This is a genomic window from Myxococcales bacterium, from assembly GCA_012513515.1.
Taxonomy (GTDB): domain Bacteria; phylum UBA10199; class UBA10199; order 2-02-FULL-44-16; family JAAZCA01; genus JAAZCA01.
The window spans coordinates 115,721-127,564 of sequence record JAAZCA010000019.1; the positions used below are offsets into that span (position 1 = coordinate 115,721).

6 protein-coding genes are annotated in these 11,844 nt (G+C 49.3%); 2 read left to right on the forward strand and 4 right to left on the reverse strand.

Features of this window, described 5'->3' with window-relative positions; genetic code table 11:
- Positions 1-58 precede the first annotated feature (58 nt).
- The 3 genes from GX659_04280 to GX659_04290 all read right to left on the reverse strand — a co-directional run bounded on the left by GX659_04280 (position 59) and on the right by GX659_04290 (position 7,432).
- Positions 59-2,773 carry a hypothetical protein gene (locus GX659_04280; protein NLD28006.1) on the reverse strand — a complete coding sequence of 905 codons (2,715 nt, stop codon included), beginning with the start codon at positions 2,771-2,773 and terminating at the stop codon, positions 59-61.
- A 424-nt stretch (positions 2,774-3,197) separates the two neighbouring features.
- Positions 3,198-5,450 (reverse strand): hypothetical protein, encoded by a 2,253-nt coding sequence (locus GX659_04285; protein NLD28007.1) that lies wholly within the window; start codon positions 5,448-5,450, stop codon positions 3,198-3,200.
- A 2-nt stretch (positions 5,451-5,452) separates the two neighbouring features.
- On the reverse strand, positions 5,453-7,432 hold the full coding sequence (locus GX659_04290) for a hypothetical protein (GenBank protein NLD28008.1): 1,980 nt from the start codon (positions 7,430-7,432) through the stop codon (positions 5,453-5,455).
- A 134-nt stretch (positions 7,433-7,566) separates the two neighbouring features.
- Between GX659_04290 and GX659_04295 the strand changes: the two genes are divergently transcribed.
- Positions 7,567-8,139, forward strand: coding sequence for a hypothetical protein (locus GX659_04295; protein ID NLD28009.1), 573 nt, complete (start codon positions 7,567-7,569; stop codon positions 8,137-8,139).
- An 89-nt stretch (positions 8,140-8,228) separates the two neighbouring features.
- A complete protein-coding gene (locus GX659_04300) occupies positions 8,229-9,374 on the forward strand; it encodes a HAMP domain-containing protein (protein ID NLD28010.1) in 1,146 nt (381 codons plus the stop codon).
- Positions 9,375-9,394: 20 nt separating this feature from the next.
- Here the strand turns inward: GX659_04300 and GX659_04305 are convergent, their stop codons facing one another.
- Entirely contained in the window at positions 9,395-11,818 is a 2,424-nt protein-coding gene (locus GX659_04305) for a hypothetical protein (GenBank protein NLD28011.1), read from the reverse strand.
- Positions 11,819-11,844 lie beyond the last annotated feature (26 nt).

The following is an 11,844-nucleotide window of genomic DNA, read 5'->3' on the forward strand; positions in this document are numbered from 1 at the left end:
CGGCGCCTCCCTTCGACATGCGTGCATCGGTTGTTCGCATTGTAGTCAAGGCAGGCAATTACTTGGCGGAGGCCTTTCTGGTGCCAAGGTCGAGGACCTTATCCCCATTCGAAGAACCTTCGTATATGTCAAAGTTTAGGATGAGTTTCTCCTTCTCCCGCCCGCAAGGGGTTACCACTAATCCCGTCTGACCCCCCCTCCGCGACGAAGAAAGGTCGTCTGCGCCGTCTGACCAGATTGTCCCCCAACTGGGTCCGGCAAACTCTCTCTGGTCGTCGCTTAATGCGTGAAAGTGGAAAATAAATACCATCCCCGTCGGATCATGGCGAGATTTCAAATAGGAGCCATCAGAGAAGGAAGTGGAGGTGATATCCTTGAAGAGAAAACGCCTGCGCTGCGGGTCGTATATGATGACACCTCCATGCTCCGTCCTGGTATCTAGTATATCCCTTTCGACCATTGTATCGACCTCGCTTAGAACTGCGTCATCCGCCATCATCCTCAACATGATATAGGCCCTGATGAGGAATGCGTTATCGAAATTATCGATATCCGGACGCTCATTGTAGTATGGTGTTTTTTCGTAGCTTCTAAGGACCGCGGGATTTCCCACCATCGCACTCTTCACTTTGGAGACAAGCGCCTTTCTATCTCCCACAAGGCGCCCCAGCTCCTCGTCCTGTGCTATGGCGACAAGGAGGCCGATGTCATTTAATTTGACCTCCCTGCCCAATTGATCCGATATCTTATAGATATCATCCATAGGGACACCGCTCTGATAAAGATAGAGGGCGCTTGCCAGAAGTTCGCTGTTTCGAACTTTAAATTTTGACACTAATGACTCTACTATGCTGCTGAACTTTTCGCTTTCAAGGATACCTCTTATTTTCTCATCCAGCGCAGACCATTCGCTTCGGTCATCCTCTTTCAGACGCCTGACCACATCCTCCTTTTCACCGATGCCGCTGATAAATATCTCAGAAAGGTACATCAAGTCTGCCTTGTCAACGCGCTCATTGTGGAGCAACTCTTTTACCGCGTATTCTGCGAACCTCCCAAATACCTGACTGCGAAGGATATATTCTCTCTCCTTCAGCGGGACCATCAAGAGGGGGTTATCATATACCACCTCAAGCCCAGCCTTCGCAACGGAATCCAAAGTGGTAAGATCTCCTCCGAGCGCAACGAACTTCATATATCTGATAAAAAGTTGCGGAGAGAAAACATCCTTTTTGTTCATCACATCAACTATCCTTCGAATGGATGTGTCGTCCTTTAAGAGGTTGACCAGTATGTCGCTTTCAAAAATTTCACTCAGATGGAGATATTCGAATTGTATCCCGAGTTGAGAAAGCTTTTCGAAGGCATCTTTATTTCGGAATATCTTCACAAGGCATGCCATGTCCGACTTTATACTGTGCCATTTCGGTTTCGGCAGTATGCCATCGTCGGAAGCGGAGTTGTACCATTGCGCGAATTCTTCGCTTGCTACGACCCCTGTCTGCTCGTACGATTTGAGCGACGCTGACAGCAAGACGAGCATACCATTATGATCACTATTGTTTTGGGGCAAATTCATGCCAAGATGCCTAAGACTTCTAGCGAACATCTCCGGTAGTTTTTCATCCTCATTAAGCATGGCGGCTATGGCATATATAAAACTGTTGATCGTGATTTTATCCCCATTTAAATCAACAATGGTGGTTGAATCTGCAAAGGCGCCATTATATTCCGAGTAGATCTTCAGTATGTCGGCGGGGAGTTTAGAAAATTTCCTGAAAAGGCCCTGCGATATACAATATATTCCGTAAAGATCGTGTACGTTGTCTGGCTTTCTGAAGTCACCGAGTTGGTCGCTCGCCGACAGGATCTTTTTTACGCCCTCTATGAACTCCTGCTCAAATGTATAGCTCCATGACGATGATGAGGGAAATGCCGTACACACTACATCGTCAGGTTTAATGGACGTCACCCTGAACTCTCTGAGCATGATCCTGCAATATTCACCCTTCACGAACTTGTTCAGCGGCGCGATGGATCTACTGTAACCCTTGTCTAAAATCACTTTTAGAAGCTTGAAGCTGGCCAGTGCCCGATATTCCTTGAAAAACTCAAGCACCTTCTTTCCGTCTCTTGTCCCCGCAATCTTCACAACGAGATCAAACGGTACATCATCCGATACACTGTAACCAATCCCGGACTCCCCCAACTTGTTGCCATCAGGAATGAGGGCCGCGAATTCCTCGAGCCATGACGTAGCATCGACATTGCCGTCCACCATTGCAATCCTTTCAAGGTCGGAGAAATAGAGGGTTCCTACGCCCGGATGGTGTTTTTTGATCGTTCCAAGGACCCTTCCCACCTCTTCAGAAGAGGCGATGACGCGCAGGAGATTTCTATCGATTTTTTGGAGATCCTCTGCGCTGATGGTGGAGAGAGAAAATCCGAGCTCTTTCAACCTTGACTGCGCGTGCGCAAATAGTTCGGCATTATCGGGGAGCTGCTGCGCCACCCCGTCGGCGTTAGGCAAACCGTCATTTTCAACGGAGTTGGGCGCGGCGGCCATGGAATCAGCCAGCTTTCTCAATACCTTATCCTTGTCGCTCAGCGGATGAGTAGAAACCCTCCCCGCATCCCCTTTCGGGACAAACTGTCGGGGAGGGACGAGGGAACTGTCGAGTTCTTCGACATCCAACCTATCTCCGCTTGAACTCCTAGGGTCCAAGGCTTCGAGCGATTTTCTTGTATCGATCTTACGAACGGATAGGCTCATGCTATGCCCCCTCCTATTTGTATTGTCGGCTGGAGAGAGGGTAAGAGTTGCTAGAAAAATATATAATAATTACAATAAGTTGCCTGGATTTAGCGGCTGCTGAACTGTCGGCAATGGATTTCCGTTTGCCCCGCAGTAGCGGCGGCTTAGTGCCGCGGGAATGACATTCATGGTGTCATCCCTGAATGGTGAGAAGGTCGTCATCCCCGAATGACGAGAAGGTTGTCATCCCCGAGTGCTTTAATCGGGGATCCCGTAACAACCGTGACTGGTGAGCGGTCGGAACGGGGATTCCGCTTAGTACCTTCTTCTTCTTAATCTTAATGATTTGTAAGGTTTTGGACGAATGGACCAAAGCGCGCCTTGCCCGATTACCGCGGGTTTTATAGCATTTTCATCTGCGCTCTTATCGGTATCGTCCGGGTCAGAAAATTTTTAAAAATGCTTCCGCCCCTTCGGCTGAATCAGCCCGATCGTTTACTTCGCAGACTCGGATGAAGAATTTGACGAAAGATTTCATTCTTCTCCCGAATTCCTTGTCTGCGAGCATCTCCTTAGGGAGTTTTTCGACCGTCTTCATCAGGAGCTCCAGCGGTTCGTACATGAAATCGGTAGGACTGCCTTTGCTAAGATCGAATGTTCTATCGTAGAATGCGAGTGCAGTCGTGATAAGCTCTTTGTCGCGGCTCGCCCATGCTGCATGAAGGGCCAAGAAATTATATTCGGGCATTTTCACCGAGAGGCAGAGATCGCGAAGAAGCGACCAATGTTCCTTTTTCTGCGGCAGCTCGGCCAGATCCCAATATAAATCGCGGTGCACGTAGGCGTTTTCGGTATTTTCGCCGTTCTCTTTTACTGCCGAACCCCGATGGTTTTTGATCAGCTCGACATAAGCCAATTTTATAAGCGATGTAAAAGTTAAATCCATTTGATCCGGCCCGTACTTTGTTTTACCGACGACGACCGTTCTTGCATATGCCAAAGGCAGGGAATTGCCGTTTCTATCGGCCAAGATATCAAGGCATTTGAGGAGGTATTCCCACATATCGAAGCGTTTTGCGAGTGCGATCAGATTTTTGGTATCTTCGAGTGATATCGTTTTTACCGTCAGCGCGGAAACAAGCAGGTAGCGTTTGAGATATTGCTCCGCCTCATCTTTACGCCCGGAATCCGCGTATAGATTAATTCCTGTGTTCATGATGTACAGATTAAAAGGGTTTGCCGATGTATAACGCCTGAGAAACTCTATTGTCTTATCTTTCTGGCCTTCACTCAAGTACAGGTTGAACAGGATGTCATAGGTCGAGAGTTCGTTGGGGTCTTCAGTTATAGCTAGTTCCAGAGATTCCAGCGCTTCGCCGGTCTTTCCTTCTTTGAAGTAGGATGAAGCGATATGTTGAAGAATCATGCCCTTTCCCTCTGCGCCGCCTGTGTATATTTTTCTGAGGATTTCCCTTTCTCCCTCGTAATTCCCCCTTTGGCTTGCCAGTGCAGCGCCCATAATCAACCTCTGTATGGAATCCTGAGGCATCTCATTTAGGCATTCCTCAGCTTCATTGAGTCTCGATTGCTGCAGGAGATGTTGGCAATACATAGCCCTCGCAGGAAACATATACGGATTTTTCGCCAGAACTTCGACGAGCTGTTCCTCCAGTGGTTCGTACTGGCTTGATGCGATTGCGTCGAGCATGTGTTTATAAAAAATCATATTTCCACTTGACCATGTGTCCCCCAACAAAAGCCCGCCATCAACCATCCTTCTGGCAGAATCCATATCTTTTGCTTCAATATAGTTTTGAATCAGATTGCCCATTTCGACTTGTAACATTTCGGTCAGGCTTATATTCTTTGCGTAGTCATCGAACATGTCGCCCATGTGACTAGGTACGTTGGGCTCGAAGTAGAGCATCTTCCGGCCTGTCGGTATACCTACGATGATGTGACCCTCGGTATAATCTCTTTCGCTATACGGAGGTTCAATGGGGGTTCCCAAAGCACTGAAGTGATCCAACGTGCTCTTTTCGACATCTCTTCCGGTCATGCGAGCAAATACCGGATTGAGTCCTGCTCGTTCGAAGAGGGCGAATATTACCTTGCTTCGCTCCGTGCAGAGTCCTCTGCCTTTCTGTATGGTCTCCAATGCGGTCGCTTCCAGCTCGGCATCTATGGGGACGATGGGAAGACCGAGGCCTCCACTCGTGATCATGTCGTCGTAGATCGTAGGCATGCCCATGTAGTAAAATTCATCGCGGAACAGATTGTAACCGCCTCTGTCTTCGCCGTATGCTTTTTCGAACTGTTCCTTAGTCGGTGTGTACACATAGGCATAGATGGCGTTGGCAAGCGAGGTTTTGTACAGATCATCGGAAGGTTTCAGACCTTGTTGCGTCAACCTGGCCTTCACCTTTGCCATAAAGGCATCGGCGTCTTCTCTTATTTTTTTGTCGGCGATTGTGGATGGGTCATAGTCGTCCAAAAGCCATGGGATGGATCTGCCAGCTATGGAGCTTATCTGGCGATGATATTTCTGGGGATATCTTAGCGCGGTTTCCATGATTTCAAAATTGGAGATGCTTCCGTCCCCATCGAGATCGATTTCGGTTTTCTTGATGCCGTCTTTGATCATCGTGTCCAGCAAAGCGCCTACGGCCGCATTTTCTATTCTTGTAGTAATCATATTCACTCCTCGAACATCATGTGGTCGATTTCGGTCCAGAGAGCCTTTGCCTCCGCAATTTTGCCCTGCTGAAGCAATATCTCGTGTTTGACTATCATGTGCGCCAACCAGTCTAAATCGTCGCTGATCGTTATGGCTTTTTCCACTCCGGGAAGAGCCCGTTCCGGTTTTCCGTATTTAAGAAAGAACCTCGAAAGAAGGGCTAACGTATTCATAAATTCCAAGCGGAATTCAGGATTTTCATTTATTACCTTGGAATATCTTTCGTTCGAGGAGAGCTTTACGGCATATTTTAACACGGCCTCCATATCTTTCAGATCATCCAAGCCCGGGCGTTTCTTTTCAATGAATTCCATCAATTCTTTGAGCTGCCTGATTCCACCGTTTCCATCGGATGCCTCGATAAATGCCCAAAGAAGGCAAGCATTCCCTTTCCAGCAAAGATCATTTTTGTCTGCCCTGAGAATGGAGAGAAGTATTTCCTTGGCTTCTTCCGTGCGACCAGAGTCCTGATAGTGCTCAGCTCTGCGGAACTGAAGCTTCAAATATAAACTGTCTGAAGAAGGGACGCCATTCAATGCCTTTTTATAGTAATCTTCCTTTGTTGCGGCATCCAGTGTTATGGTTCCTTCGTAATCCGCATCGAGATATGCGTCGTAGGCCGAGTTGCATGATGGATCGGCATCGATGAGTCTGTCGAGATGGGTTCTTATGACATCCTCCGGGAGTTTAGAAAACGAAGAACTTATCATGTAGACATAGCTTAGAAACGCGTTATCGGGGATGCCGGTATGTCCCTCCAGCTTTTTCATTGACTCCATAGCGGATACGTCGTCTTTGGATGTTGCCATCAAAATTATAGGGTAAAAAATCGGATGGTGTTTTTTAGGGTCCGAACTCAAGGTTCTTGCCAGGGCTTTTTTCCCATCATCACTATCATCCTTGATGGCGAGGATGTTTCTGAAAATATAGAACATGGACTTTATGCCATCGGCGCTGGTCTCGGTTTCTGCTAGGACAGTTTTATTGAACGGGTCTTCGGTTTTGACTATCTTTTTCGCAAGGTCGCCCATGTTGTTTGTATTCTCAAGGGCCTGCCTATGGCTAAGTGGATAGAAGATCTCTCTTTCAGGATTGTCCCTTCCCATGATGGGATCGAACACCTTCCAATCTCCGGCAGAGCTTTTTAGCGCGATCCCTGTCCTTGTGATATAGGTCTCATTGCATATCAGACGGTCTTTCCTCATGCCCGTGAGTTCGACAAAGATCGGTTCGAGGCCGGCTGTATCCATCATGTTATAGAGGAGAAAGATTCCCGTAATGCAAACTAATTGAATCTGACAGGAACGTATGGAACTTTGGTAGCTGTTGTCAGGTGCGGGTCTTTCACCATAGCCCCCATTTTCCAAAAGGAAGGCGCAAAGGGTCGGCATTCCGAGGTCGTCGAATTTAAGCTGCTTTTTAAAATCTTCTATCTGTTTTTTCTCAAAGCGCTCCATCATATTCTTGTTGGGGAATCGGAAGATAGTGTTTAAGGCGTCGGCGAATTTAAAGCGGTATTCATCCGAGCCCTTGGCAATGCCAAGTCGCTGCAAATCGGATTCTATTATAGAGATTGCCTCGGTAAGGCGCTCATTCCATAGGTGTTTGTCGCTGAGTGATACCTCCCTCTCTTCTGCGGTTTTCGGGTCGATGTGAAAGGTCTCCAGGGACCAGTACGTTTTCATCCCGAGAGTTTTTTCTATGACGGGGGCGTATTTTTTCCAGTTTGCCGCAGCGTATTCCAAAACCTCGCGCTTATCTATCCTGAAGTCCTGCGCCCCTTCGACCGGTCCCCACTCGCCGGGCCTGTAGTAATCGATCTGGCAGAAACCCCGATCTATCTCTTCGTCAGTTACCCCGTCGGCATGCAGATGTTCAAGCAACCTGTGGTATGGATCATTTCCGTCAAACAAGTATCTGTACGAAGTCAGATCGCTCATCTTTCCCCCCCTGTGATCAAGACTATCCATCTTGACACTTTTGTAAATTAATGCGCCTTATATGACTCAGCTGGATTGTTGGCAAGCGTCTTGCTGGCATTATTATAGAGAATGGCAATTTAACGGAGGTTGGCATGGCTGATGAGTCCAACGGGGTCATAAAGGCTTACAATCCAAGATACCTGTCGTGTGGTTGTCTGATCTGGGATAACGGAATCTTGAAAAACTCGAAGCTGGATAGCGATGCCTCACTCGAGCTAGGGGTGGCCGCGAATCATGAATTTTTCGATACCCACCGCGGGCTTTCCATGGACTATTCATCCACTCAATTTTTTCTCTCCTTTCTATGGCGTTCCAGGGAGGTCGGCCGAGGGGTGAGATTCACCGGAGGAAGCACCATCGACGCGTCGATTGATAATCACAGGCTTGCCGCATTTAGAGCTGATTCCATAGTTTCGATTTCGCCATTCGTGGGGATAGAAGCGGCAAACGGCCTGAGCGTGCGTTTCTATCCTCAAAACCTCAATTTAAGCCGACTGCTTCACGGAGTCGTGCCGAGTTCCGGCGTTGGTGTGGAACTGGGCGCCTGCCTCGATAAAACGTGCGCTGCCTGGGCTGGGGTTGGGGCATACATATTCCCGAAGGGCTCATTCGATGGGGAATCAGACCATGCCAGCAGTGTATTTTTCAGAATAGGCGCCAGGTAGAAATTTTTTCCACGCGCCATCACTGCATCCTCCGTTTCATCAGATGAATTCTTGTGTAATCTCCTGCCATGTAATAGTATCCCGCCACTATGAAAATAAGAGATCAGCTTTTGGTGTCGGTGCTTCTCCTTTCCGCCTTCGTGATAAGCTTCCTGATAGCGATCGGGATCATGACCATGAAGGGGCTTCTGGTAAGTCAGGTTGGGGAAAGTGCCAAAAATATGCAAAAATCATACGCTTGGAAGCTCAACGCCAACATCAAGGCGGCCGAAATGATAGCGGAGGAGATAGCGGTCGCGGTTGAAACTCTAAGGCCTGCGAACGAGGCCGAAATAGCGTCCCTTATTCAGGCCACCCTCACGGCTCATCCCGAGCTCTGTGGTTCCGCTGTCGCGTTCGAGCCGGGAGAGTTCAGCCAGGAAGAGTTTTTGGTTGCCCAGTACTATTATCGTTCCAAAGATGGATACAAACAGTCCGACCTTACGGCTCCGGGTTATAACTATGCCCGCTGGGAATGGTTTACCGTTCCGAGGAAGACCGGCAGGGGATCATGGGGGATTCCATATGTCGACGAGGGGGGTGGCGGCACGGCCATGGTGACTTTTTCACAGCCCTTCAACAAGGATGGAAAATTTTGGGGGGTTGCCACAGTGGATTTGGCGATATCCGATCTTACCGATGAGATAGACTCCATATCGGTCGGGGAAGGGGGATATGCGTTTTTGCTGAGCAGTTCCGGCTCCTTCCTTTCTATGAAAGGGGATGACTGGAATATAGACAGGACGATTTTCGATTTAGCCGCACAAAAAAATGACCAGCAGATCAAGAAGCTTGGCTTGCACATGGTTGGCGGGCTTTCCGATTTCATAGCGCTGGTCGATCCCATAACGCTAGAAAAATCCTGGATAGCTTACGGTCCCATACCGCAAACCGGATGGTCGCTGGGGATCGTCTTCCCTGCCAGTCTTGTGGGGGATCCACTTGAAAGCCTTCACGCTCGCATGATTCTTGTCGGAGTGGTTGGTCTGGCGCTTATGGGCGTGCTCCTTATTTTTGCCGCCAGGTATATGGTTCGCCCCATAAAGCTTCTTTCATCCAGTGCGCAGAAAATAGCCTCCGGCGACTTCAGCCTTCCTCCTGTGGGGACCGCACGCAAAGATGAGATAGGAGATCTCGCCCGCGCCTTCATGCAGATGGAGGCCTCACTATCTGACAAAAAGGGCGATTCGGTTTAGATTGAATCTCCGCCTTTGACCTATCGAGATGTCCTGACCGTCCGCAGTCCGTATCCGGAAGGAAATAGCGGATCGGGGATTCTCGGTATGCCGGGGGCGCCGGCGTCATAGTCAGGAAAACCCTTTAGCTGTTCCATCCCCCTCATCCAATCGACGGGCAATGTGTTGGCCGAATTTTTTCTGCAGGTGATTCCATCCTCCACTGACATTCCATCGCAGAAAAGATATTCGCCGAAGATTGCGTCGGCTATCGCATCCCCTCCGGTGGGCCCGGGGAGAAATGCCGCCAAAAATGCCCCGCTCTTTTCGAGCGCAGAGTCTATCAGCATCGGCCTTCCGGAAAATAGGACTGTTATCACGGGAATTTCCGGCGCTTTGTTTTTTACCGCGAGCATCACAAGTTCGTCGAATTCGCTGAAGCCGATTTCAAGCGTGGAGCTCTGCTGATACGGTGCGTACCAGTTGAAGTGCAGGTTATAAAGACATCCGCTTTCGAAGTCTCCATCGTTATTCCGACAATATGGTACATCTATATCTCCCATAAATTCCGCGTATGGATGCTCCGCTATAGCGGCTACGACAACGGTGTTTTGCGCCGTCATGTCCGGGATCGAGTTGAGTTTTTCGATGAAGGCGGAGCGCGCCGCCTGTACCTCATCCAAGTCCCCGATCTTCGCATATTGCGGGCGAAGTATCTGGGCCGTATCTCCGTTTTTCGATATTATTTTAGAGATTCCATCGAAGAGACTGGCTGCTCCGGAGCTCTTCTTGTTTTCACCGCTCCACAGAACATTCCCCTCTGCTCCCTGCCAGGTGAGGGTCCATCCGCCGTTTTGGACTCCGATGTTGTCGTAGTTCGTGTAGAGCATCTGCTTCTTGCCGGTTTTGGAAGTCTGGGTCGCTATGATTCTTTCGCCTGTGAGGATCACGTACTTGATCTGGGCTGGATCGATAGGAAGCAGGTCGTCGGTGTTTTTCAAAAGTACCAAAGATTTTCGGGCGGCCTCGAGCGCGGCCGACTTTGCCGCATCCTCAATGGATGAAACCCCATCCGCCGGATAGACTTCTCTAAATTCGGGAAGAGGAGGGCGCACGGCGCTTTTCCATTTTCCGTCGGATTTATCGATCAGTCCCATGGCGTATTTTACTGCGAGTATCCGCGTCACCGCCTCGTCTATGCGTTGCATGGATATGGCCCCGCCTTCGATATTCTTTTTGACTATCGCCATGAATGTGGGGAGATCTTTGTATACGGTCCACGGGGTCGTCGTCATGATCATGTCCATTCCGTCCATGATGCTTTTAGAGAGGGCATCGTCGTACGACATTTTTTTAGGCACTGTCGGAAGCCCCTGCGTGGCGATCTTGTTTATGGCCGCCTGGTCCGAAACGAGAAACCCTCCGAAAGGCTTGCCGAGGGATCCGTCAAAGAGTTTTGATAGATACTGCGAGTTGACGCTCATCCAGTCGGAAGCCACTGCATTATAGCTTATCATAATGCTTCCGGCAGATGCTTCTATTGCGCCGATGTATCCTGAAGCATTGACCTGAAAAAAATTGTTTGCGGCGCTCTCGGTTGTCAACGGGACGTCGCCCTCATCTATGCCGTCGAAGGTGGCGCCATCGCCTAGATAATGTTTTGGTGTGGATAGTATGCCCGATATCTTTCCGCTGGATGGATCGGTCATCTGCATTCCAGCGATGTTGTTGAAGGCCATCTGCATTATAAACGAAGGATTATCCCCCATGCTTTCATAGAAGCGGCCCCATTTGGGGTTGTGGGATACCGCGAGCGTCGGGGAAAAACCCCAGTTGAATCCGGAATCCATAACGTCCGCCGCCGTGAAATATCCCGCCGCGCACATCAGTTTTGGGTCGTGGGTAGCGGCCATTCCTATGTTCTGTGGAAAGAGAACCGCGCCGAGGACGTGCTGGTTGCCATGCGGCGTGTCGGTTCCTATAAGCGGCGGGATGGATATCTTGCTGCCATCCTGCAGCTTCACTTCCACCGGGATGTTGGATTTAGCCGCGTATTCGCGCCAATTTTCACGCGTGGCGAAGAGAAGATCCTCCTGCAGATAGCCGCAGGTTTTGCCTTTGTCGATCAACCCCCCTTTGCCGTCCGGTATCTCATTCCCCCCCACATATATGGCGCCGACTTGGTATTTTCCGATCAGGCTGAAATCTATCTTTTCGGTGTTTTCATCGATTATGGACTGCATATCGGCCAGCGTTATCTGTCCGATTTTTTGTTCGAGCGTCATCGCCGAGACTATCTCGCTCACCACGCCTCTGTATTTATCGTAGTCGACATCTGGAAGAGCTTTCCCCGCGGAGAGCTCTTCGCAAAAGGGAGTTGAAGGAGTTTTGTCGAACTTCATCACGATCATGGCTGTAATTGCCAGCAGTGCTGCCAGTGACATTATGGTTGCTATTTTTTTCATATTTTCTCCGTTGATGTGCCTTTAGG

Coding starts and splice junctions, on each gene's coding strand:
- GX659_04290 (NLD28008.1), bottom strand. CDS start 7,432: ATGAGCGATCTGACTTCGTACAGATACTTGTTTGACGGAAATGATCCA.
- GX659_04295 (NLD28009.1), top strand. CDS start 7,567: ATGGCTGATGAGTCCAACGGGGTCATAAAGGCTTACAATCCAAGATAC.
- GX659_04305 (NLD28011.1), bottom strand. CDS start 11,818: ATGAAAAAAATAGCAACCATAATGTCACTGGCAGCACTGCTGGCAATT.
- GX659_04280 (NLD28006.1), bottom strand. CDS start 2,773: ATGAGCCTATCCGTTCGTAAGATCGATACAAGAAAATCGCTCGAAGCC.
- GX659_04300 (NLD28010.1), top strand. CDS start 8,229: ATGAAAATAAGAGATCAGCTTTTGGTGTCGGTGCTTCTCCTTTCCGCC.
- GX659_04285 (NLD28007.1), bottom strand. CDS start 5,450: ATGATTACTACAAGAATAGAAAATGCGGCCGTAGGCGCTTTGCTGGAC.